We start from the raw sequence: 22,203 nt of genomic DNA on the forward strand, positions 1-22,203 counted from the left end.
CACCCCGTCCCGCACGCCGCTGCCCGCCGTCCCCGACCGCCCGTCGGACGAGGCCCTCGCCGCACTCCCCCTGGCGTTCCACGACGCCGTGATCGGTCAGCTCCTCGACGGCTCGCAGGTCGACGCTCGGAACCAGTGGACCACCGCGACCCCGAAGGCACCGCTCGTCCCGCTCTACGCGGCGCCCGACGCCGACGCCGCTCCGGTCGCGACGCTGTCCTCGTCGGTGTCGACGATCAACACGCCGACCGCGACCGCCGTCTGGGGTCGATCGGCCGGCGAGGACGGCGGCATGGTCCTCGTCTCGACGCCGTCCCGGAACCGGACGCCGGGCGACGGCGGAGTCGCCGAGGCCCCGAGTTCGACGTTCGCCTGGGCCCGCGCCGCCGACTTCACGCTCGCGAGCACCGACCGCGAGGTCCGGGTCGACAACGCGACCGGCACGATCGCGATCGTGCACCGCGACGGCACCGTCGAAACGAGCGAGACCGCACGCCTCGGCACCCCGGACGATCCGACGCCAGCGGCCACGAAGACCTACATGGAGGCGAACTACGTCGACCCGCAGGTCCCGTACACGCAGGGGCACCCGATCGCGCTGACCGGGGCGCACTCGTCGAAGCTCGCCGGGTACGGCGGCAACGCGGCCCTCACCGCGCTGCACTTCTACCCGGACCCGACCGGGTCGTCGCACGGCTGCGTCCGCATCACCGCCGCGATGACGGACGCACTCGCGGAGCTGCCGATCGGGACGCCGATCGAGTTCAGCTGAGCAGTTCGCGGACCACCGCGTCGGGACGTTCGACGTGCGCGAAGTGCCCGCAGTCCTCCAGGAGGACCGTGCGGACGTCCGGCAGGACACGACGGAGACGCGCGAGGTCGTCCACCCGCGCGAACACGTCCTGCCGTCCCGCGAGCGCGACGACGGGGCATCGGACCTCCGACCACCGTCGGGTGTCGTAGCGGGCTGCCGCGCGGGCCGCGCCGAGGAACCCGGCCGGCCGGAACTCCTCGACGAACGCCTGCAGCACGCTGGGGTCCAGCCGACGGACGGCGGCGAACACCGGCCCCGCGAGCAACGGGAGCAGTCCGATCCGGGCGAGTCCGCGCAGGAGGTCGCCGGCGGCTCCCCGGGTCACGGCCAGCCCGGCACGCAGCAGCGTGAAGGCCGGCAGGGTCCGCAGTGCCCGGACCGGACGGCGCGCCGCGGCCGCGGTGGCGAAGGTCGTGCCGGAGACGAGACCGAGGGAGCGCACCCGTTCCGGCCTGGTCACCGCGAGGTGGAGACCCACGAAGGCCCCCATGGAGTGGCCGACGACGTCGACCTGGTCGAGGCCGAGGGCGTCGAGCACGTCGACGAGCACCTGCGACGACTCGTCGACGTCGAGCGGGACCGCCGGAGCGGGTGAGGAGCCCCAGCCGGGCAGGTCGACGAGGACGAGTCCGCGACCCTCGATGCCCGCCGCGGCCGCGAGGAGCGGCGTCCACGTGGTCCACGAACCGGCGACGCCGTGCAGGAACAGCAGCGAGCGGGGTCCGGGGCGGTGGTGGACGACCGTCGGGCGGACACCGGTCCGGACCGTCGTCATCTCGAGACCCCAGCGAGGAGGTACGTCGACGATGGGGTACGGGGCGTAGACGTCCGCGATCGAGACATCCGCGATCGAGGCGCCGGTCTGAGGGACCGCGCCGGTGTCGGTGACGGTCACCGTGCCTCCAGTCCGACGCCTGGTGACGTCACCCGGAGTTCGGAGCCGACGCCGGGGCAGAGGGGTCGAGCCTCAGCTGACGGAGACCGGCGCGGCGTGGGCGGCCAGTCGGTCGAGCGCTGCCCGGTACTCGGTCACGTCGCGAGCGACGCCCGGCTCGGTGATGATCGATGCCTTGATGCGACCGTCCACGTCGATGACGAAGGTCGCGCGGGTCGCGAAGCCCTTCTTCTCGAGGAACACGCCGTACTCCTTGGACACCGCCCCGTGCGGCCAGAAGTCCGCGAGCAGCTCGAAGTCGTAGCCGTTCACCTGCGCGAACGACCGCAGCGTCGCCTTGGAGTCGACCGAGATGCCGATCAGCTCGATGCGCTGGTCCTGGAACATCGCGATGTTGTCCTGCAGGGTGCAGAGCTCGTCCGTGCAGGTGGACGAGAACGCCAGAGGGAAGAAGACGAGTGCGACCGGGCGGTGGCCACGGTGGTCGCTGAGTCGGACGTGCTCACCGAACTGGTTCGGGAGCTCGAAGTCCGGCGCGAGTGAGCCGATCTCCAGAGCCATCGTTGAGGTGCTTCTCTCCCAGGGCGTTGGGTGTGCCCCACGGTTCCACACGTCCACCGGTCGCGGACGCACGGTCGGCCATGCTACGCCGACGCCCTCCGAACGCAAGTGCCGTCCGCCCTGCGTCGCGGTCAGCGGGACCGTCGGTGCGGGGGCCTAGAGTGGATGCGGCCCGTCCCCGGTCGTGACCCGACCACCGACGGCTCGACATTCCACCACCACGAGAACGAACGAGGTCAACGGTGACGGTGAACGACCAGGACCCGCGCAGCACCGCAGGAACGGACCAGGACCCGGAGGAGACCGCCGAATGGCGTGAGTCCCTCGACGGCCTCGTCCGGGCCCACGGACATCAGCGGGCTCGCGAGATCATGCAGAGCCTGTTGAAGCGCTCGAACGAGCTGCACCTCGGTGTGCCCATGGTCCCGACGACCGACTACGTCAACACGATCGCGCCGGAGGACGAGCCCGAGTTCCCCGGCGACGAAGAGGTCGAGCGTCGCTACCGCCGCTGGATCCGCTGGAACGCGGCCATCACGGTGCACCGTGCGCAGCGCCCCGGCATCTCGGTCGGTGGCCACATCTCGACGTACGCGTCGAGCGCCGCCATGTACGAGGTCGGCTACAACCACTTCTTCCGTGCGCAGGACCACCCGTCCGGCGGCGACCAGGTCTTCTTCCAGGGCCACGCCTCCCCCGGCATGTACGCCCGTGCCTACATGGAAGGGCGCCTCAGCGAGGACCAGCTCGACGGTTTCCGTCAGGAGAAGTCCCACGCCGGCGGCGGGCTGTCGTCCTACCCGCACCCTCGCCTCATGCCGCACTTCTGGCAGTTCCCGACCGTGTCGATGGGCATCGGCCCGATCAACGCGATCTACCAGGCACAGCAGGCCAAGTACCTGTCGAACCGCGGCATCAAGGACGCCATGGACCAGCAGGTCTGGGCGTTCCTCGGCGACGGCGAGATGGACGAGGTCGAGTCCCGCGGCCAGCTCCAGGTCGCGGCCAACGACGGTCTCGACAACCTGAACTTCGTCATCAACTGCAACCTCCAGCGCCTCGACGGCCCGGTGCGCGGCAACGGCAAGATCATCCAGGAACTCGAGGCGTTCTTCCGCGGTGCGGGCTGGAACGTCATCAAGGTCGTCTGGGGCCGCGAGTGGGACGACCTGCTCGCCCGGGACACCGACGGTGCACTGCTCAACCTCATGAACGCGACGCCGGACGGCGACTACCAGACGTACAAGGCCGAGAACGGTGCCTACGTCCGCGAGAACTTCTTCGGGCGCGACCCGAAGGCGCTCGAGCTGGTCAAGGACTACTCGGACGACCAGATCTGGAACCTCAAGCGCGGTGGCCACGACTACCGCAAGGTCTACGCGGCGTTCAAGGCCGCCAGTGAGCACAAGGGCCAGCCGACCGTCATCCTGGCGAAGACGGTCAAGGGCTACGGCCTCGGCCCGAGCTTCGAGGGCCGCAACGCGACCCACCAGATGAAGAAGCTCACGCTCGACAACCTCAAGCAGTTCCGCGACGAGATGCGCATCCCGATCACGGACGCGCAGCTCGAGGAGAACCCGTACACGCCGCCGTACTACCACCCGGGCAACGACGACGAGGCGATCCAGTACATGCACGAGCGTCGCCGTGAACTCGGTGGCTACGTGCCGGAACGTCGCACGAAGTACACGCAGGTCAACCTGCCCGACGAGTCGAAGTACCAGGTCGTGAAGAAGGGCTCCGGCAAGCAGGAGGTCGCCACGACGATGGCGTTCGCCCGTCTGCTGAAGGACCTGCTCCGCTCGCCCGACTTCGGCAACCGGGTCGTCCCGATCATCCCGGACGAAGCGCGCACGTTCGGCATGGACGCGTACTTCCCGACCGCGAAGATCTACAACCCGAACGGCCAGCACTACACGTCGGTCGACCGAGAGCTCCTCCTGGCGTACAAGGAGAGCCCGCAGGGACAGATCATCCACGTCGGCATCAACGAGGCCGGTGCCCTCGCAGCCTTCACCGCCGTCGGCACGTCGTACTCGACGCAGGGCGAGCCGCTCATCCCGGTCTACGTCTTCTACTCGATGTTCGGCTTCCAGCGCACGGGCGACGCCATCTGGGCCGCCGGCGACCAGATGACCCGTGGGTTCATGATCGGCGCCACCGCCGGTCGCACCACCCTGACGGGAGAGGGCCTGCAGCACGCGGACGGCCACTCGCCGCTCCTCGCCGCGTCGAACCCGGCGGTCGTGTCGTACGACCCCGCGTACGGGTACGAGATCGGGCACATCGTCCGGACCGGCCTCGAGCGCATGTACGGCACGAACGAGGACGGGACCCCCTCGCACGACGACCCCAACGTCATGTACTACCTGACGGTCTACAACGAGCCGCTCGTGCAGCCCGCCGAGCCGGAGGGCGTCGACGTCGACGGCATCGTCAAGGGCATGTACCTGCTCAAGTCGAGCGAGCACGACGGCCCGAAGGCCCAGCTGCTCGCGTCCGGCGTCGCGGTGCCGTGGATCCTCGAGGCGCAGCAGCTCCTCGCCGAGGACTGGGGCGTGTCGGCCGACGTGTGGAGCGTCACCAGCTGGGGGGAGCTCTACCGCGACGGTGTGGCCGCCGAGCAGCACGCGTTCCTCAACCCGAACGAGCAGGCGCGCACCCCGTACGTGACCGAGCGTCTGCTCGGCACCGAGGGCCCGGTCGTCGCGGTCAGCGACTTCATGCACGCCGTGCAGGAGCAGATCCGTCCGTTCGTCCCGACCGACTACGCCACGCTCGGCGCCGACGGCTTCGGCTTCTCGGACACCCGTGCGGCAGCCCGCCGCTTCTTCCACATCGACGGCCCGTCGGTCGTCGTTCGGACGCTGCAGCAGCTGGTCCGTCAGGGCAAGCTCGACGCCTCGGTCGTGCAGCAGGCGATCGACAAGTACCGTCTGCACGACGTGACCGCCGGGACGACGGGCAACGCGGGCGGCGAGAGCTGACCCGCTGGTGATGGCACCACGCACCGACACCGCCGGAGCCAGAGAGGACGACCGGGCACGGGCGCTCTCCTGGCTCCGGCAGGTGTCGGGCGAGCTCTCGACGGCCACGATCAAGCGGCTGGAGGACACGCTCCCCTGGTACAGCGAGATGCCGCCGGGACGCCGCTCGGCGGTCGGCATGGTGGCGCAGGCCGGCATCACGTCGTTCATCTCGTGGCTCGAGGGCAGTGCGTCGACGCCGTGGATCGCGGCAGCCGACGTGTTCGGTTCGGCACCGCGGGAGCTCCTCCGCTCGGTGAGCCTGCAGCAGACCCTGCAGCTCATCCGCGTCGTCGTGACCGTCGTCGAGGAACGCGCCGCCGACGACGAGATGCTCCAGGAGGCGATCCTCAAGTACTCGCGCGACATCGCCTTCGCCGCCGCTGACGTCTACGCCCGTGCCGCCGAAGCCCGTGGGCTCTGGGACGCCCGTCTCGAAGCCCTCGTGGTCGACTCGATCCTGTCGGGCGAGTACGACGACGAGCTGCCTTCGCGGATCGCCGCGCTCGGCTGGCACGGCCATGGTGAGGTCGCGGTGCTCGTCGGCACCGCACCGCGGCAGCTCGAGGTGGACCAGGTCCGCCGGACGGCCCGACACCAGGACGCGGACGTGCTGATCGGCGTCCAGGGCTCCCGGCTCGTCGTGGTCATCGGCCGGGCCACGCCGCGTGACGACGTGCCCGAGGGCGAAGAGCCGGTCTCGTTCATGTCGATCGCGCAAGAGCTGGAACCGCTGTTCGGCGAGGGTCACCTGGTGCTCGGCAACGAGGTACCCGGGGTGGTCGACGCCTCGACCAGCGCCAAGGCCGCACTCGCGGGCTTCGCCGTCGCACGCGCGTGGCGTGGCGCACCCCGTCCGGCCCTGGCCGACGACCTGCTCCCGGAGCGCGCACTGGCCGGCGACCCGCTCGCCCGGTCGGCGCTCGTGCAACGGATCTACATCCCGCTGAAGGACCAGTCGACCGAGCTCCTCCAGACGCTCTGGTGCTACCTGGACACCGGGCGCTCGCTCGAAGCCACCGCGCGTGAGCTCTTCGTGCACCCGAACACCGTGCGCTACCGGCTGCGCCGTGTCGCCGACGTCATCGGATGGGACGCCACCCACGCCCGCGACGCCCTCATCGTGCAGTCGGCGCTCATCCTCGGCGCGATGTCCGAGTCGGCGTCCACTCGCCGTCGTCCGACCCGCCGGTAGGGGTTCCTACAAGGCATCCGCGGAATCCGTGTGGGGAGTCCACACGGGTTCCGGGAACCCCGACCGGGAGGATTGTGCGGTGATCGTCGTCGTCGCGCCCGGACAGGGCTCCCAGACCCCCGGATTCCTCGCCCCCTGGCTCGAGGACTCCGCCGTCCGTGACCGAGTCGGGCAGTGGTCCGAGGCGATCGGCGTCGACCTGGCCGAACACGGCACGAACTCCGACGCCGACACGATCAAGGACACCGCGCTGGCGCAGCCGCTCATCGTGGCCGCCGGGCTCGTGGCCGCCGACGCACTCCTCGCCGACGGCCGTCGTGACCTGGTCGGCGGGGTCGCCGGCCACTCGGTGGGCGAGTTCACCGCCGCCGCCGTCGCCGGGGTGCTCACGCCGAGCGACGCCGTCTCGCTGGTCGCCGAGCGTGGCCGGGCGATGGCGGCCGCCGCCGCACTCGAGCCGACCTCGATGGCCGCCGTCCTCGGCGGCGACGCCGACGAGCTCACCGCCGCACTCGAGTCCCTCGGGCTCACCGCCGCGAACCACAACGGCGGTGGGCAGACCGTGGTCGCCGGGTCCGCGGACGCCATCGTCCGTCTGGCCGAGCAGCCACCCGCGAAGGCCCGGGTCATCCCGCTCGCGGTCGCGGGAGCGTTCCACACCCGCTTCATGGCCCCCGCGGTCGACCGGGTCGCCCCCGTCGCCGCCGCCGCCGCCGTGCAGGATCCGACCCTGCCGCTCTGGACCAACGCCGACGGCTCCCGGGTCGAGGACGGCCGTCACTTCGTCGACCTCATGGTCCGCCAGATCGCCAGCCCCGTGCACTGGGACGCCGTGATGACCTCGTTCCAGCAGGCCGGCGTCACCGGCATCATCGAGCTCGCTCCGGCCGGCGCGCTCGTCGGTCTGGCGAAGCGTGGACTCCGTGGCACGCCGACCGTCGCGATCAAGACGCCGGACGACCTGCCCGCCGCGGTCGAGCTGCTCCAGAGCGCCGCCGCCGACACCACCGAGGGCACCCGATGACCGACACGAGCAGCACCACCGACGCCGGAAGCAGCGACGCGGCCACGGGCCTCCCGTCCGGTGCCCGCCCGGTCCTCGCCCAGCGGCGCGGCCACGAGTTCACCCGCATCCTCGCCTTCGGCGCCGCGCGCGGCGAGAACGCGGTCCCGAACGAGGACCTGGTCGGCCCGATCGACTCCTCGGACGAGTGGATCCGCCAGCGCACCGGCATCGTGACCCGGATGCGTGCCGGACGCGACGTCGCAGCGGTGGACCTGGCCGAGACGGCCGCGCGCGAGGCGATGGCGAAGTCCGGCCTGACGCCCGACCAGATCGGTGTCGTGCTCGTCGCGACCGTGACGCACTCGGTCGCCACGCCGTCGCTGGCCTCGCTCCTCGCCGAGCGGATCGGAGCCACGCCGGCCGCCGCGTACGACATCAGCGCCGCGTGCGCCGGGTACGCGTACGGCATCGCCCAGGCCGACTCGTTCATCAAGTCCGGCATCGCCGACCACGTGCTCGTCATCGGCGCCGAGAAGCTCAGCGACGTCGTCGACCCGACCGACCGCTCGATCTCGTTCCTCCTCGGGGACGGGGCGGGGGCGGCGGTCGTCGGTCCGAGCGAGTTCGCCGGCATCGGCCCGAGCATCTGGGGTTCCGACGGCTCGAAGTGGGACGCGATCGGCATGACCGCGACCTACAACGAATGGGCGGCTGGCGCACCCCGGCCGACCATGCGTCAGGCCGGTCAGACGGTGTTCCGCTGGGCGGTCTGGGAGATGGTGAAGGTCGCTCGTCAGGCACTCGAGGCTGCCGGCGTCCGCGCCGACCAGCTCTCGGCGTTCGTACCGCACCAGGCGAACATCCGGATCATCGACGAGTTCGCGAAGCAGCTCGGCATCCCGGACTCGGTGGCCATCGCACGCGACATCACCACCACCGGCAACACCTCCGCCGCGAGCATCCCGCTCGCCACGCACCGCCTGCTCTCCGAGCACCCGGAACTGTCGGGCGGACTCGCCCTGCAGATCGGCTTCGGCGCCGGACTCGTGTTCGGCGCGCAGGTGGTCGTCCTCCCCTAGTCCCACGCGCCTCCGGGCGCGGGCAGTGCCCGTGCCCTAGGCTGTCCCACGGTCAAACGACACCCCCCTCAAGGAGAACACTCATGGCCCTGTCCAACGAAGAAGTCCTCGCCGGCCTGGCCGAGCTGATCAACGACGAGACCGGTATCGCTACCGACACCGTCGCCGCAGACAAGTCGTTCACCGACGACCTCGACATCGACTCCATCTCGATGATGACCATCGTCGTGAACGCCGAAGAGAAGTTCGACGTCAAGATCCCCGACGAAGAGGTCAAGAACCTCAAGACCGTCGGCGACGCCGTCGACTTCATCGTCAAGGCCCAGGCCTGAAACGAGCTTCCTGAGCGCCGCGGGCCGCTGACCCTCGAGTCGTGGCCCGCGGCGCTCGTCTTGTCCCTCGCAGAAAGAACCGTCGTTCATGACCAAGAGAACCGTCGTCGTCACCGGGATCGGTGCGATCAGTCCCCTCGCTGCGACCGCCAAGGAATCCTGGGCGGCGCTGCTCGCCGGTGAGTCCGGTGTCACCCGCATCGAGGACCCGCGCTACGCCGAGTTGGAGCTCCCCGTCGAGTTCGCCGGCCAGGCGCGCCGCTTCGTCACCGACCAGCTCACCCGCCCCGAGTCGAAGCGCCTGGACCCCTCGTCGCAGCTGTCGCTCATCGCCGCACGAGAGGCCTGGGCCGACGCCGGCATCGACGCCGAGACCGTCGTCCCGGAGCGTCTCATCGTCGACTGGGCCACCGGCATCGGCGGCGTCAACACGCTGCTCGACGCGTGGGACACCCTGCGTGAGCGCGGTCCCCGCCGGGTCCTGCCGATGACCGTCCCGATGCTCATGGCGAACGGTCCCGCCGCAGCCATCGAGATGGAGTTCGGCGCCCGTGGTGGCGCTCGCACCTACCTGTCCGCGTGCGCCTCGAGCACCGAGTCGCTCGCCGAGGCGTACCGGCACGTCGCGTTCGGCGACGCCGACATCGTCATCGCCGGTGGTGCCGAGGCCGCGCTGCACCCGCTGCCGCTGGCCGCCTTCGCCGCGATGCAGGCGTTGTCCCGTCGGAACGACTCCCCCGAGACCGCCTCGCGTCCCTACGACGTGACACGGGACGGCTTCGTGCTGGCCGACGGTGCCGCTGCGCTGGTCCTCGAGACCAAGGAGCACGCCGAGGCCCGCGGTGCGCACATCTACGCCGAGGTCGCCGGGTCCGGCATCACCTCGGACGCGTTCCACATCACCGCACCGGACCCCGAGGGTTCCGCGGCCGCCCGCGCCGTCATCATGGCGCTCGAGCACGCCGACGCCAGCCGCGAGGACGTCGCGCACGTCAACGCCCACGCGACCTCCACCCCGGTCGGCGACGTGGCCGAGTACCACGCCATGCGTCGCGTCTTCGGCGACCACCTCGACGCCGTCGTCGTGTCCGCCACGAAGGCGTCGACCGGGCACCTGCTCGGTGGGGCCGGCGCGATCGAGGCGGTCTTCACCGTCCTCGCGCTCGAGAACCGGGTCGCACCGCCGACGATCAACCTCACGAAGCAGGACCCGGAGATCGTGATGGACGTCGCGACCGCGCCGCGCGACCTGCCGCAGGGCGACCTGCTCGCGGTGAGCAACTCGTTCGGCTTCGGCGGGCACAACGCCGTGGTGGCGTTCCGTTCGGTCTGATCCGCCGTCGGCCTGGAGGCCCGTCCCGCGTCGCGGGGCGGGCCTCCCGTCCGCCCGGGGCCGGCCGGGCTCTGCGGGCGCATGCCGTGCGGCGAGGGTCCAGAACGCGCCGCTCATTGCCGCGGCGATGCCGCAATGCCGCCGCCTCGGAGCCCGAGGCTGCAGAATTCTGGCATCTCGACGCTCGGCGCCCGGTGCACCGCCCGCAACGCCGAACGCCGCGCGGAGGACGGCGTTCGGTGTGACGGGAGGAACGGATCGGTTCAGCCGACGCGGTGCAGCCAGACGACGGGGTTGCCCTCGGCAGCGTGGCGGAAGGGCTCGAGCTCGTCGTCCCACGCCTGCCCGAGCGCGAGCCGGAGCTCCCGGTGCAGCTCGAGGGCATTGCTGCCGGCGATCTCCATCGCGTAGCGGATGCGGTCCTCGGGGACCACCATGTTGCCGGTGACGTCGGTCTGCGCGTAGAAGACGCCGAGGTCCGGCGTGTGCATCCAGCGTCCACCGTCGGAGTCGGTCGTCGCGTCCTCGGTGACCTCGAAGCGCAGGTGCTCCCACCCGCGGAGCGCAGAGGCGATCGCCGCACCGGACCCGATCGGCCCCGACCAGGTGAACTCGGTGCGGCGCGAACCGTCGAGTGCGGGCTGGTCGAGCCACGAGAAGTTCACGGCGCGGTTCATCGCGCGACCTGCTGCCCATTCGACGTGCGGGCAGAGCGCGCGTGGTGAGGAGTGCACGTAGAGCACTCCTGACGTTGTCCCAGTCACGATTCCTCCGATCGTCAGGTGCGACTTCCCCATCGACCTGTACAGCGGAGGACCCGTTCGGGACCATCGGTATGCGATTGTGACGTCCCGGAGGACACGCTCATCATGACAGGTGCCGACTGGGAACGGCAACCATCCGCACCATGTCGATGGAGAACCGCACGGTGCAACCCACCGAGCAGGCCGGATCGAGCGTGCTAGGAGAGCTCCTGGCGCGGGTAGATGACCTTCTGCACGATGATGATCACCGACGCCGCTGCCGGCACCGCGACGAGGGCGCCGAGCACCCCGCCGATCGTGGCACCGGCGACCGCGGCGATGACCACGAGCGCCCCCGGCACCTGGACGGCCCGCGACATGATGCGCGGCGAGATGATGTACGCCTCGACCTGCATGTAGACGAGGTAGTAGATCGCTGCGGCCAGCGCCGTCGCGGGTGACGCGAAGAAGCACAGCAGCGAGATGAGGACGGCCGCACCGAGTGTCCCGACGAGCGGGATGAGCGAGCCGAGGAACGCGAAGGACGCCAGCAGCACCGGCAGCGGCGCCCCGATGACGAGCAGCCAGATGATGCTGAGCACACCGTTGATGCCGGCTTGGGTGATCTGCCCGACCACGTACCGGCCGACGGAGGAGGTCACCTGCTCGCTCACCTCGACGAAGTTGTCGCGGCGGGAGGCCGGGACGAAGCGGTAGACCATCGTCTTCAGGCTGCGCATCGAGGCGAGGAAGTAGAGCATCAGGATGATGACGATGAGCGCACCGGTCAGTCCGGACAGGATGCCGGTGCCGACCGCCAGGATCCCGCCGCCGAGGCTGAGCAGGTTGCCCGGGTTCTCGACGAACTTCTGCGCGGAGTCGAGTGCGTGGTCGATGTCGAACGAGCCCTCGAACTGCCGCGCCAGGTCCTGCACCCACCCCTGCTCCGAGATGTCCCCGACGATCTCCGGGAAGTTCTGCACCAGGTTCGTGGCCTGGTTCACCAGGATCGGCACGATCGCGAAGACGACGCCGACGAAGGCCCCGAGCACGACGACGACCACGATGAGGATCGCCGCCCAACGCGGGATGTACCGCTCGAGCAGGGTGACGAGCGGGTCGAGGCCGAGTGCGATGAACAGCGCCACGCCGATGTACACGAGCACTGTGCTGAGCTCGTGGACGAGCGAGCCGGCCAGCAGCGCGACGAGCACCCCGATCGCGCCCATGAACCCGATGCGGAAGGCGTTCACACGCACGCCCGTGCCCGCCCGGCTCACCTCGAACATCACGTTCGGGGTGGGCGCGTGACTCGTGTCTTCGGGAGGGCGCTTCTTGGTCGGCAGGTGCACGTAGGGCGGGCGGGACTTGAACCCGCGAATCGTTCGGTTATGAGCCGACTGCCTTGACCAGCTTGGCTACCGCCCCTCGGGGGCCGAGGCCACCGGCTCCCCACGATACAGCGCCTCGAACGTCGAGAGCGTGCGGTTGATGTCGTGTGCCTCGATCATGGTCAGGCTGCGCTGCCGCATGTCCTGGTACTCGGCGTCCGACGCGGTCAGCACCGAGGTGAGCTTCGCCGCGAGGTCGTGCTCGTCGCCCGGGGTGAACAGGTACCCGTTGCCGTCGATCAGGTGCGGCAGCGCCATGGCGTCCGCCGCCACGACGGGCAGCCCGGAGGCCATCGCCTCGAGCGACGAGATGCTCTGCAGTTCCGCGGTGGACGGCATCACGAAGACGGAGCCCTCGGTCAGCGTCCGGAGCTTCACCTCGTCGGACACGAACCCGAGGAACCGGACCCGGTCCTCGACCCCGAGCTCCTTCGCGAGGGCGGTCAGCTTCGGGATCATGTCGCCGTCGCCGACGATGGTGAAGCGGGCGTCGAGCGAGGCGGGCAGCAGCGGGAGTGCTCGGACCATGACGTCGAGGTTCTTCTCCGGCGCGACCCGGCCGACGAAGACGATGTCGTTGCCCGCGGGTCGTCCGGTCCCCGGCGTGTAGCGGGAGGCGTCGATCCCGCACGAGATCGCGAGGACCGGCTGCCCGGCGATGGCGTCACGCAGGTAGTCGGCGGCGAGCTCGGTCGGCGTGGTGATCGCTTCGGCCAGCCGGTAGGTCTTCGCCGCGTCCGCCCAGGCGATCTTCAGCGCGAGCGGCGTCGTGCGCTTGCCGAACGGCGTGTACTCGAGCAGGTTCTCCGGCATGAAGTGGTTCGTGCCGATGATCCGGATCCCCCGGTCGTGCGCCTCGCGGGCTACACCGCGGCCGACGACGATGTGGGACTGGATGTGCACGACGTCGGGCTGCAGCGCCGCGATGATCGGCGCGGTGTGCTTGCGGACCGTCCAGGGCCACGCGAAGCGGTACCACTCGTGGGCGGGCCACCGGTACGAGGCGAGGCGGTGCACCGTGAGCGTCACGCCCCGGTACTCCTCGTCGAACGACCCGGCGTGCCACCGGTTCCAGGACGGGGCGATGACGTGCACCTCGTGCCCACGTGCGGCGAGGCCGAGGGCGAGTTCCTCGGTGAAGGTCGCGGCACCGTTCACGTCGGGCGCGAAGGTGTCGGCGGCGATGAGCACCCGCAGCGGCCGTCGCCCTCCGGTGGCGGCCGTGGTGTCGGTCGTCTCGGTCGTGGCGTCTGCTGACACGGCGGGGGTCGTCCTCTCGTCGCGAACGCCGGCGCGCGTGGTCGTCGCACGCCGGTCTGGTCGGTTCGGAACGCTACCGCACCCCTCTGGCCGCCCGCCTCAGCCGCGCGGCGGACCCGCGTCATCCCCCGGTACGGCACCGAGCGGCGGACGCGGGCAAGGAGACGGACGGGAGGCGCGCCTCCCGTCCGTCGTCACGGTCGCGAGTCGGGGTGGTGCTTCGCCAGGAGGAACACCCCGGTGATCGCGATCGCACCGGCGACGAGGAAGCCGATCCCGGCACCGACGGGAGCGCCGGCGGCCTCGTCCAGGACGATGACACCGATCCCGACGGCGACGATCGGATCGACGACCGTCAGGCCTGCGATGACGAGGTCGGCCGAGCCGCTCGAGTAGGCGTTCTGCACGAAGTACGCGCCGACGGCCGAGGCGACGACGACCCCGACGATGGCGAAGGCGGTGACCCAGTCGAAGGTGCCGTTGACGATGCGGTTCAGCGTGACCTTCGCCAGGGTGGCGACGAAGCCGTAGAGGATGCCCGCGCCGATGATGTAGTACAGCGCGTTGCGACGCTTGGCGACCAGGCGGAACGAGATCACCACGAGCGTCAGGACGACCGCCAGGACCACCAGCACCGTGATGAGCTGCCCGCGGCCGATCGGGCTCTCGCGGCCGTAGAGCGCGGCGATGAGCACGAACAACCCGACGCCACCGATGCACGTCCACACGGCACGCCGAGCCCGGGTGCCGAGCGGGACGCCGGAGCTCCGCGACGAGAACCACGTCGTGACCACGAGGGCCACGGCACCGAGGGGCTGCACGACGATGAGCGGCGCGTAGGTGATGCTCACGAGCTGGAGCACGATCGCAGCACCGAGCATCAGCGTGCCGAGCACCCAGTTGCCGCTGCCGAGGAGCGCGAGGACGTGGCGGACCGACAGCCCCTTCGACTGCTGCCCGAGACGCGCCTCCACCCGCTGCACCCCGCGGCTCTGGAACTGCGCGCCGAGCGACAGGAACACGGCGCCGACGAGGGCGACGGGGATCATGAGCGCCTGGAACGGGGTCAGGTTCTGCACCACGTCGGGGATCGGCAGGTCCGGTGTCACGGGTCGAGGCTATCCGACGCGCGCAGATACCCTGGTTGCATGGCCGTCCTCCCGATCCGGATCACCGGTGAACCCGTCCTGCACACCCCCGCGACCGAGGTTCTCGTCTTCGACGACGACCTGCGCACTCTCGTGGCCGACATGTTCGAGACGATGGACCTGGCGCCGGGCGTCGGGCTCGCCGGACCGCAGGTCGGGGTCGGCCAGCGGTTGTTCGTCTACTCGTGGACCGACGACGACGACGTGCTCTGGCGGGGCGTCGCGATCAACCCGGTGCTGTGGACCACTCCCCCGGTGCCGGAGTCGATCGAGGAACTCGACGAGGACGACGAGTCCGAGGGGTGCCTGTCCGTGCCCGGAGAGCGGTTCCCGCTCCGCCGTTCCGGGTCCGCGCTGCTGCGGGCCGTCGACGAGCACGGCGAACCGTTCGAGATCGAGGCGCACGGGTGGCTCGCCCGCGTGTTCCAGCACGAGTACGACCACCTCGACGGCGTCCTGTACGCCGACCGGCTGGTCCACCCGTACGCCAAGCAGGTGCAGAAGGCGATCCGCAAGGCCAGCTGGGGTGGCCCCGGGCAGTCGTGGCTGCCGGGACGTGACCACCCCGAGGGCTGACCGCAGCAGCGTCAGCCGCGGTGCGCGTCCAGTGCGTCCCGGAGTCGTGCCATGTCCGGATGTCCCGGGCAGTACCGCTCGAGTCCGGCGGCCAGGTGTTCCTGCTCGACGGTCTCGACCGCCGAGCGCCACGGCCCGGTCCCACTGACCGCGCAGCCCGCGGCGAGTTCCTCGAGCGTGGCGTCCCCGCGAGCGGCGTCGAGTGCGGACTGCTGCTGTGCCGACGGGACCGTGCCCGTGATCGGGGCGGCCGTGCACGAGGTGCGCCGGTCCTGCCACACAGCGGACGAGGTCGTGTAGGTCTGGACCTCCGGACCGTCACCGACGGTGCAGGTGAACGCGAAGACGACCGGGGAGGTGCCGCTCGGAGCGGAGGACCCTGGCGGCGCCGTGGTGGCTGCTGCCGCCGACCCGCTGGCTGCCTCGGCGCGCGCCACGGTCTCGGTCGACGAGCACCCGGTGAGCGCGGTGGCAGCGACTCCGAGCGCGAGCACGGCGATGAGCGTCGCGGAGCGTCGAGGTCGGAGGAGCACCTGTGGACGTTAACAGGTTCCGCCGGCACCTCGCCTGTGGAAGCGCACCACGACGCCCGGGAACCGCAGACATGGAGCGCCGGACCTGCGGCAACACGAGCACCGAGCATCAGCGCTCCGGGCACCGGGCACCGGGCACTGGGGCACCAGGGGAACGAAAAGGCCCCCACCCCGGAGGGTGAGGGCCTGTCGCTCCCCGAGTTGGACTCGAACCAACAACCTGCCGGTTAACAGCCGGCTGCTCTGCCAATTGAGCTATCGAGGATCACTGTCCGCTTGAACAGCAGGTGAAACTGTAGCAGACCCCCGAGTGGCACCGGGACATCGGCTGTGCATCCCGGGCGTGGCGTCCGGGACCGGCGGATCAGTACCCCGCGGCCGGGTCCACGACCCCCACGAACCCCGTGCCGTCACCGCCGAGGAACGCCCGCACGTTCGTGCCGACCCGCTCGGCCAGGAGCGGTGCGACCATCTCCGGTGTGTCAGCCTGGTGCGGCGTGATGAGCGCGCCCGGCTCGCTCCAGAGCGGGTGTCCGTCCGGCAGCGGCTCCGGGTCGGTCACGTCGAGTCCGGCCGCGGTGATCGCCCCGGAGCGCAGCGCGTCCACGAGAGCGTCGGTGTCGACGAGTCCCCCGCGCGCGATGTTCACCAGACGAGCGTGGTCGGGCATGATCGCGAACTGGTGCGCGCCGAGCAGCTTCGACGTGTCCGAGGTCATCGCCGCCGCGACCACGACCACGTCGGCGTCCGGCAGGACCGAGTCGAGCTGGTCGGTGGTGACGGTCCGCGCTGCGCCGGGCACCGCCTCCGGCGACCGGCGGACGACGGTCACGCGGACGTCGAACGGTGCCACGAGCCGCAGGTACTCGAGCGCGATCCCGCCCGCGCCGATGAGCACCACGTGCCGCCCGTACAGCGACATGCCCTCGGGCTCCCGCGACCAGGTGGTGGTCCGGGCGCGCTTCTGCAGCACGCGGAGTGTCGCGAGGGTCAGGGCCAGCGCGTGCTCGGCGACCGGTTCCGCGTAAGCGCCCTTGGCCGAGGTGAAGAGCACGCGGTCGCCGTGCTCGGCGATCAGGTGCGCGAACGCGTCGACGCCCGCGAACGGCAGCTGCACCCAGGTCACCCCGGGCGTGGTCGTCAAGGCGGCCTGCAGCCCGTCCGGATCGCCGGCGTCGAGCCACACGATGCCGCGGGTGTCGTCGCCCAGGTCGGTCAGGGTGCCACCGGCGCGGCGCACGGCGTCCTCGTGCAGTGCGGTCGACGTCGGCAGGATCGTCACCGACCCGGGCGTCGGGGTGCCGACGGGCAACGGTCGCCCGGCGTCGGTCACCACCGCCCGGTGACCCCGTGCCTGCTGCTGCTCGCCCGCGCCTGCCGCACCGCTCATGTCTGTCACACCACTCATGCCTGTCGCACCGCTCATGCCTGTCGCACCGCTCATGCCTGTCGCACCGCTCATGCCTGCCGCACTCCTCCGCGTCCGGCCGTGGCCGGCTTGCGTTTCACCGGTCGCGACGCCGTCGCCGCGAGTGTCCTGACGTACGGGTCCAACGGGTTGTCGAGGACCTCGTCGAAGGGACCGAGCCCGACGAGTCGTCCCGCGCTCATGACCGCGACCCGGTCCGCCAGCGCCCGTGCTTCACGGAGGTCGCTCGAGACGACGATCGCCGAGAACTGGCGGCGCCGCTGGAGACCGGCCAGGGCCTCCAGGACGGACTGGCGGACGAGCACGTCGACGCCGCGGGCGGGTTCGTCCGCGACGAGCAGCTCCGGCTCGAGGACGAGCGCACGGGCCAGGGCGACGCGCTGGCGCTGCCCGCTGGACAGCTCCCACGTGTTGAGCCGGAGCACGCCGAGCGGCAGGTGGACGGCGTCGACCAGGCGGGCGACGATGAGGCCGGCCTCCTTCCGGTCGAACCGGCGGTCGCGGGCGTAGATCGGTTCCGCGATCGCCTCGCCGACGAGCAGGTCCGGCCGCAGCCGGTCCGCGCCGTCCTGCGGCAGGTAGCCGATCTGCCCGGTCAAGCGCGTGTAGCGCCGCGAGGACTGCCGGAGCCGACGTGTCGGCTGGCCGAGCACACTGAGCTCCCCGCCGACGATCCGACGACGGTGCGCGCCCTCGCCCTCGCCGTGCGTGCCGAGCTGCCCGGCGACGGCGGCGGCGAAGGTGGACTTCCCCGAGCCGGACTCGCCGAGCACCGCGAGGATCTCACCCCACCCGAGCGTCAGGCTCACGCCGTCCACCGCGCGGATCGGGTTCTTCACCGGCCCGCCCCGGTACTCGATGCTGACGTCGTCCGCGACGACGGCCGGACCGTTCTCCCCGGTCATGGAACCCCTTCTCCTGCCGCGTGCGCCCTGCCGCGGTCCACACCGGACGGGAGGCCCGGACCATTCGTCCGCGCGACGTGCGTCGCGGACGTGGCCGGGCCTCCTGGCTGGTCGGGGTGCACCCGACGGTGTGTCACCGTCGGTCAGGCCCCGGCCTGCTCCAGTCGCTCCAGCGTACGCCGTCGCTCGGCCTGCTCCGTCGGGTCCGGCACCGGCAGCGAGGCGAGCAGCCGCCGCGTGTACGGGTGCTGCGGGGCGCCGAGCACCTCGGCCGTGGTGCCGGTCTCGACCAGGTCACCGCGGTACAGCACGGCGATCCGGTCGGACAGTGCACCGACGACGGCGAGGTCGTGGCTGATGAACAGCGACGCGAAGCCGAAGTCCTGCTGGAGCTCGAGGAACAGCTCCAGCACGCGCGCCTGGACCGACACGTCGAGCGCACTCGTCGGCTCGTCGGCGATGAGCAGCTTCGGCCGGAGCGCCAGCGACCGCGCGAGCGAGGCACGCTGCCGCTGTCCGCCGGAGAGCTCGTGCGGGTACCGGTCGCCGTACGCGGCGGGCAGCTGCACGGCCTCCATCAGCTCGTCCACCTGTTTGCGCGCGGCACGCGGCGACGAGGCGACCCCGTGCACGACGAGCGGCTCGGCGACGCACTCGGCGATCGTCAGCAGCGGGTTGAAGGAGGTCGCCGGGTCCTGGAAGACGAACCCGATGTCCTTCCGCAGCCGCTTGAAGTCACGCTCCTTGTACCCGAGCATCTCGGTGCCCAGGACGTTGAGCGAGCCGCCGGTGATCTTCGTCAGGCCGGCGATGGCGCGACCGATGGTGGTCTTGCCCGAGCCGGACTCCCCCACCAGGCCGAGGACCTCACCAGGCCGGATCGCCAGGTCGACGCCCTTGACCGCGCGGAAGGCGGGTGAGCCGAGCCGCCCCGGGTACTCGATCTCGAGCCCCTTCGCGGACACGACCGGCTCGATGTCCTCGGTGATGAGGGCACGACGGGCCACGCCGGTCGATGCCTCGAGCCGGGGGACGGCAGCCAGCAGGCGCTTCGTGTAATCGGCCTGCGGGGCGGCGAAGAGCTGCTCCACGGGGGCCTCCTCGACGACCTCGCCCTGGTACATCACGGCGACGCGGTCGGCCAGGTCGGCGACCACGCCCATGTTGTGCGTGATGATGACGATCGCCGCGCCGAACTCGTCGCGGCAGCGGCGGAGCAGGTCGAGGATCTCGGCCTGCACCGTCACGTCGAGGGCGGTGGTCGGCTCGTCGGCGATGATCACGCTGGGCTCGAGGGCGAGCGCGCTGGCGATGACGACGCGCTGCTTCTGTCCGCCGGAGAACTGGTGCGGGTAGTGGTCGACGCGCGTCTCCGGGTCGGGGATGCCGACACGGCGCAGGTAGTCGATCGCCTTCGCGCGGGCCTCCTTCTTGGAGACACCGCCGTGTGCGCGCAGCCCCTCGGCGATCTGCCACCCGACCGTGAACACCGGGTTGAGCGCCGTGGACGGTTCCTGGAAGACCATCGCGCCGGCGGTGCCGCGCAACTCACGCAGCTTCTGGGAACCCACCGCGACGACGTCGGTGCCGTCGAGCAGGACCGCACCACCGAGCGTCGCGGTCTCGGGCATCAACCGGAGCATGCTCCGCGCCGTGACCGACTTGCCCGAGCCGGACTCGCCGACCAGCGCGAGGACCTCGCCGGGGCGGACGTCGATGCTGACGCCCTTGACCGCGTCCACGGCGCCGCCGTCGGTCGCGAAGGTGACGGTGAGGTCGTCGACGACGACGACCGGGTCGGCCGCGGTGCGGCCGGTGTCGGGCTGGAGGCCCGTGGATGCGTTGCTCATGCTGCTGCCCCTTCCGCGTTGGTCGCCTTGTCGCGCGTGGAGACCAGCTGCTTCAACCGCCGGCGTGCGCGCAGGCGGGGATCGGAGATGTCGTTGAGGCTCTCACCGATGAACGTCACACCGAGGACGAGCAGCACGATGGCGACACCGGGGAACACGCCGGTCCACCAGACGCCGCTCGCGACGTCGGACAGTGCACGGCTGAGGTCGTAGCCCCACTCGGCACCCTGGGTCGGGCCGATGCCGAACCCGAGGAAGCCGAGGCCGGCCAGGGTCAGCACCGCGTCACTTGCGTTCAGGGTGAGGATCAGCGGCAGCGACCGGGTCGAGTTCCGGAGCACGTGCCGCGTCATGATGCGCCACGGGTTCGTGCCGATGACCCGGGCGGACTCGACGAAGGCGTCGTTCTTCAGGCGCACGGCCTCGGCACGGACCACCCGGAAGTACTGCGGGATGTAGACGACGGTGATCGAGATCGCCGCCGCCGTGATGCCACCCCAGTAGTTCGAGTTTCCGCCGGAGACCACGATCGAGACGACGATGGCGAGCAGCAGCGACGGGAACGCGTAGATCGCGTCGGCGACGACCACGAGCACGCGGTCGAGCCAGCCGCCGATGTACCCGGAGACCATGCCGAGGACGACGCCGATCGCGATGGAGACCACCACCGCGACGATGACGACGAGCACCGCGGTGCGCGCGCCGTAGATGACGCGACTGAACACGTCGAGGCCGCCGACGGTGGTGCCCCAGATGTGCTCGGCGCTCGGGGCGCCGGTGCGGGGGAAGTTCACGCCGTCGGCACCCTGCTGGTCACCGAAGCCGTACGGCGCGATGAGCGGGGCGAAGACCGCGACGAGCAGGTAGAGGGCGCAGATGACCACGCCGACGATGAGCATGGCGCGTTGCCACCCGGTGCTCCGACGGAGCTGGACGACGACGGGGAGCCGCTTCCACAGCGGCTCGTGGCGGTCGACGAGGGTGATGTCGGACATCGTCAGAACCTCACTCTCGGGTCGATGAGCGCCGCGACGACGTCGACGACGAAGTTCGTGACGGCGACGATCACCGCCAGCATCGCGACGATGCCCTGCACGGCGACGAAGTCACGGGCGGACAGGTACTGGTTGAGCTCGAACCCGAGCCCCCGCCAGCCGAAGGTGGTCTCGGTGAGCACCGAGCCGCCGAGCAGCATGGCGATCTGCAGCCCCATCACGGTGATGATCGGCACGAGCGCCGGACGGAACGCGTGCGTCCGGACGAGCCGTGACTCGCGCACACCCCGGGAGCGGGCGGCGTCGACGTACTCGGACCCGAGGGAGCCGATCATGTTCGCCCGCACCAGTCGGAGGAAGATGCCGGCGGTCAGCAGGCCGAGCGTCAGCGCCGGCAGGACCGCGTGCTGCAGGACGTCGCTGATGATCTGGCCGTTGCCGGTGCGGATCGCGTCGATGAGGAACACCCCGGTGGGGTTCTCGATCCGGTCCAGGATGAGTTGCACCCGGGTCGAGGCCCGGTCGCCGAGCGGCAACCACCCGAGCCAGACCGAGAAGACGAGCTTGAGCAGCAGGCCGCCGAAGAACACCGGCGTGGCGTACGTCAGGATCGCGAGGGCACGGAGCAGCACGTCGGGCCACTTGTCGCGCAGGTAGGCGGCGAGCATGCCGAGCGGGATGCCGAGCACCAGGGCGACGATGAGGGCGTAGAACACCAGCTCCGCCGTGGCGCCGCCGTACTGCAGGATGATCTCGGTCACCGGGCGGTTGTCGGTGACGGACGAGCCGAAGTCACCGCGGACGATCTGGCCGAGGTACTCGATGTACTGGACGATCACCGGGCGGTCGTAACCGGCGGCGTGCAGGCGTTCCTGCAGCTGCGTGGGCGTGAGCCGCCCGCCGACCGAGGCGGTGATCGGGTTCCCGACGACACGCATCAGGAAGAAGACCAGTGTCACCAGGATGAACACGGTCGGGAAGATCAGGAGGAAGCGGATGAGGATGTACCGGCCGAGTCCGCCGCCCTGTCCCTTGGCACGTCGCTGTGCCTGGGGTTTCGTGGGCTCGGTCTCGATCGCCTCGGGGTTCGTGAGGGTCACGGGGTCTGTGCCTTTCGCATGACGCCGAGAGG

The 22,203-nt window shown here is 70.7% G+C and carries 20 protein-coding genes and 2 tRNA genes; 8 read left to right on the top strand and 14 right to left on the bottom strand.

The features are described 5' to 3' along the window. Positions 1-772 (top strand): L,D-transpeptidase (locus tag DEJ31_RS17370; RefSeq protein ID WP_181433563.1); only part of this gene is annotated, 772 nt, incomplete at its 5' end. Here DEJ31_RS17370 and DEJ31_RS16180 read toward each other — a convergent pair. Continuing rightward, positions 765-1,709 carry an alpha/beta fold hydrolase gene (locus DEJ31_RS16180; protein WP_111122391.1) on the bottom strand — a complete coding sequence of 315 codons (945 nt, stop codon included), beginning with the start codon at positions 1,707-1,709 and terminating at the stop codon, positions 765-767. The two genes, DEJ31_RS17370 and DEJ31_RS16180, sit on opposite strands and share 8 nt — an antisense overlap. Positions 1,710-1,781: 72 nt before the next feature. Further along, the gene (locus DEJ31_RS16185; RefSeq protein WP_111045301.1) at positions 1,782-2,270 is read right to left on the bottom strand and encodes a peroxiredoxin; all 489 of its coding nucleotides are present in this window, start codon (positions 2,268-2,270) and stop codon (positions 1,782-1,784) included. 242 nt (positions 2,271-2,512) lie between these two features. Between DEJ31_RS16185 and aceE the strand changes: the two genes are divergently transcribed. The 6 genes from aceE to DEJ31_RS16215 all read left to right on the top strand — a co-directional run bounded on the left by aceE (position 2,513) and on the right by DEJ31_RS16215 (position 10,241). Next, positions 2,513-5,257: a pyruvate dehydrogenase (acetyl-transferring), homodimeric type gene (aceE, locus tag DEJ31_RS16190; RefSeq protein WP_111122392.1), complete on the top strand. Its 2,745-nt coding sequence runs from the start codon at positions 2,513-2,515 to the stop codon at positions 5,255-5,257. A 10-nt stretch (positions 5,258-5,267) separates the two neighbouring features. Continuing rightward, positions 5,268-6,491: a CdaR family transcriptional regulator gene (locus tag DEJ31_RS16195; RefSeq protein ID WP_110903216.1), complete on the top strand. Its 1,224-nt coding sequence runs from the start codon at positions 5,268-5,270 to the stop codon at positions 6,489-6,491. 79 nt (positions 6,492-6,570) lie between these two features. Further along, entirely contained in the window at positions 6,571-7,515 is a 945-nt protein-coding gene (locus tag DEJ31_RS16200; RefSeq protein WP_111122393.1) for an ACP S-malonyltransferase, read from the top strand. Continuing rightward, a complete protein-coding gene (locus DEJ31_RS16205; protein ID WP_110903173.1) occupies positions 7,512-8,576 on the top strand; it encodes a beta-ketoacyl-ACP synthase III in 1,065 nt (354 codons plus the stop codon). The genes DEJ31_RS16200 and DEJ31_RS16205 overlap by 4 nt, the downstream gene beginning before the upstream one ends. Before the next feature lie 83 nt (positions 8,577-8,659). Further along, a complete protein-coding gene (locus DEJ31_RS16210) occupies positions 8,660-8,908 on the top strand; it encodes an acyl carrier protein (protein WP_058741348.1) in 249 nt (82 codons plus the stop codon). An 88-nt stretch (positions 8,909-8,996) separates the two neighbouring features. Then, the gene (locus DEJ31_RS16215) at positions 8,997-10,241 is read left to right on the top strand and encodes a beta-ketoacyl synthase (protein WP_111122394.1); all 1,245 of its coding nucleotides are present in this window, start codon (positions 8,997-8,999) and stop codon (positions 10,239-10,241) included. A 263-nt stretch (positions 10,242-10,504) separates the two neighbouring features. Here DEJ31_RS16215 and DEJ31_RS16220 read toward each other — a convergent pair whose 3' ends face one another. The 5 genes from DEJ31_RS16220 to DEJ31_RS16240 all read right to left on the bottom strand — a co-directional run bounded on the left by DEJ31_RS16220 (position 10,505) and on the right by DEJ31_RS16240 (position 14,744). Continuing rightward, positions 10,505-11,005 (bottom strand): DUF3145 domain-containing protein, encoded by a 501-nt coding sequence (locus tag DEJ31_RS16220; protein WP_375334716.1) that lies wholly within the window; start codon positions 11,003-11,005, stop codon positions 10,505-10,507. Between the two features lie 197 nt (positions 11,006-11,202). Then, positions 11,203-12,273 carry an AI-2E family transporter gene (locus DEJ31_RS16225; protein WP_220034517.1) on the bottom strand — a complete coding sequence of 357 codons (1,071 nt, stop codon included), beginning with the start codon at positions 12,271-12,273 and terminating at the stop codon, positions 11,203-11,205. Between the two features lie 64 nt (positions 12,274-12,337). Beyond that, positions 12,338-12,412: transfer RNA gene (locus tag DEJ31_RS16230), tRNA-Ile, on the bottom strand. Next, positions 12,403-13,635 carry a glycosyltransferase gene (locus tag DEJ31_RS16235; RefSeq protein WP_111045305.1) on the bottom strand — a complete coding sequence of 411 codons (1,233 nt, stop codon included), beginning with the start codon at positions 13,633-13,635 and terminating at the stop codon, positions 12,403-12,405. Before DEJ31_RS16235 ends, DEJ31_RS16230 begins: the two co-directional genes overlap by 10 nt. 194 nt (positions 13,636-13,829) lie before the next feature. After that, positions 13,830-14,744: a DMT family transporter gene (locus DEJ31_RS16240; protein WP_181421525.1), complete on the bottom strand. Its 915-nt coding sequence runs from the start codon at positions 14,742-14,744 to the stop codon at positions 13,830-13,832. Positions 14,745-14,783: 39 nt separating this feature from the next. Between DEJ31_RS16240 and def the strand changes: the two genes are divergently transcribed. Then, positions 14,784-15,359 carry a peptide deformylase gene (gene def / locus DEJ31_RS16245; RefSeq protein WP_110903169.1) on the top strand — a complete coding sequence of 192 codons (576 nt, stop codon included), beginning with the start codon at positions 14,784-14,786 and terminating at the stop codon, positions 15,357-15,359. 11 nt (positions 15,360-15,370) lie between these two features. Here def and DEJ31_RS16250 read toward each other — a convergent pair whose 3' ends face one another. The 7 genes from DEJ31_RS16250 to DEJ31_RS16280 form a co-directional block, all read right to left on the bottom strand. Next, positions 15,371-15,892: a hypothetical protein gene (locus tag DEJ31_RS16250; RefSeq protein WP_111122395.1), complete on the bottom strand. Its 522-nt coding sequence runs from the start codon at positions 15,890-15,892 to the stop codon at positions 15,371-15,373. Positions 15,893-16,084: 192 nt separating this feature from the next. Beyond that, positions 16,085-16,157: transfer RNA gene (locus DEJ31_RS16255), tRNA-Asn, on the bottom strand. A 99-nt stretch (positions 16,158-16,256) separates the two neighbouring features. Beyond that, a complete protein-coding gene (locus DEJ31_RS16260; RefSeq protein ID WP_111122396.1) occupies positions 16,257-17,282 on the bottom strand; it encodes a D-isomer specific 2-hydroxyacid dehydrogenase family protein in 1,026 nt (341 codons plus the stop codon). 68 nt (positions 17,283-17,350) lie between these two features. After that, positions 17,351-18,226 carry an ATP-binding cassette domain-containing protein gene (locus tag DEJ31_RS16265; protein WP_111122397.1) on the bottom strand — a complete coding sequence of 292 codons (876 nt, stop codon included), beginning with the start codon at positions 18,224-18,226 and terminating at the stop codon, positions 17,351-17,353. Positions 18,227-18,369: 143 nt separating this feature from the next. Next, positions 18,370-20,076 (bottom strand): ABC transporter ATP-binding protein, encoded by a 1,707-nt coding sequence (locus tag DEJ31_RS16270; protein ID WP_111122398.1) that lies wholly within the window; start codon positions 20,074-20,076, stop codon positions 18,370-18,372. Then, positions 20,073-21,071, bottom strand: a complete 999-nt coding sequence (locus DEJ31_RS16275) for an ABC transporter permease (protein WP_110903164.1) — start codon at positions 21,069-21,071, stop codon at positions 20,073-20,075. The genes DEJ31_RS16270 and DEJ31_RS16275 overlap by 4 nt, the downstream gene beginning before the upstream one ends. Positions 21,072-21,073: 2 nt before the next feature. Then, a complete protein-coding gene (locus DEJ31_RS16280) occupies positions 21,074-22,171 on the bottom strand; it encodes an ABC transporter permease (protein WP_110903163.1) in 1,098 nt (365 codons plus the stop codon). Positions 22,172-22,203 lie beyond the last annotated feature (32 nt).

The sequence above is a fragment of the Curtobacterium sp. MCPF17_031 genome, assembly GCF_003234035.1.
GTDB lineage: Bacteria > Actinomycetota > Actinomycetes > Actinomycetales > Microbacteriaceae > Curtobacterium.

What these genes read in the sequence shown, in the direction of transcription:
- DEJ31_RS16185 (WP_111045301.1), bottom strand. Translation starts at nt 2,270, where the DNA reads ATGGCTCTGGAGATCGGCTCACTCGCGCCGGACTTCGAGCTCCCGAAC.
- DEJ31_RS16195 (WP_110903216.1), top strand. Translation starts at nt 5,268, where the DNA reads ATGGCACCACGCACCGACACCGCCGGAGCCAGAGAGGACGACCGGGCA.
- DEJ31_RS16205 (WP_110903173.1), top strand. Translation starts at nt 7,512, where the DNA reads ATGACCGACACGAGCAGCACCACCGACGCCGGAAGCAGCGACGCGGCC.
- DEJ31_RS16210 (WP_058741348.1), top strand. Translation starts at nt 8,660, where the DNA reads ATGGCCCTGTCCAACGAAGAAGTCCTCGCCGGCCTGGCCGAGCTGATC.
- DEJ31_RS16215 (WP_111122394.1), top strand. Translation starts at nt 8,997, where the DNA reads ATGACCAAGAGAACCGTCGTCGTCACCGGGATCGGTGCGATCAGTCCC.
- DEJ31_RS16225 (WP_220034517.1), bottom strand. Translation starts at nt 12,273, where the DNA reads ATGTTCGAGGTGAGCCGGGCGGGCACGGGCGTGCGTGTGAACGCCTTC.
- def (WP_110903169.1), top strand. Translation starts at nt 14,784, where the DNA reads ATGGCCGTCCTCCCGATCCGGATCACCGGTGAACCCGTCCTGCACACC.
- DEJ31_RS16260 (WP_111122396.1), bottom strand. Translation starts at nt 17,282, where the DNA reads ATGAGCGGTGCGGCAGGCGCGGGCGAGCAGCAGCAGGCACGGGGTCAC.
- DEJ31_RS16265 (WP_111122397.1), bottom strand. Translation starts at nt 18,226, where the DNA reads ATGACCGGGGAGAACGGTCCGGCCGTCGTCGCGGACGACGTCAGCATC.
- DEJ31_RS16270 (WP_111122398.1), bottom strand. Translation starts at nt 20,076, where the DNA reads ATGAGCAACGCATCCACGGGCCTCCAGCCCGACACCGGCCGCACCGCG.
- DEJ31_RS16275 (WP_110903164.1), bottom strand. Translation starts at nt 21,071, where the DNA reads ATGTCCGACATCACCCTCGTCGACCGCCACGAGCCGCTGTGGAAGCGG.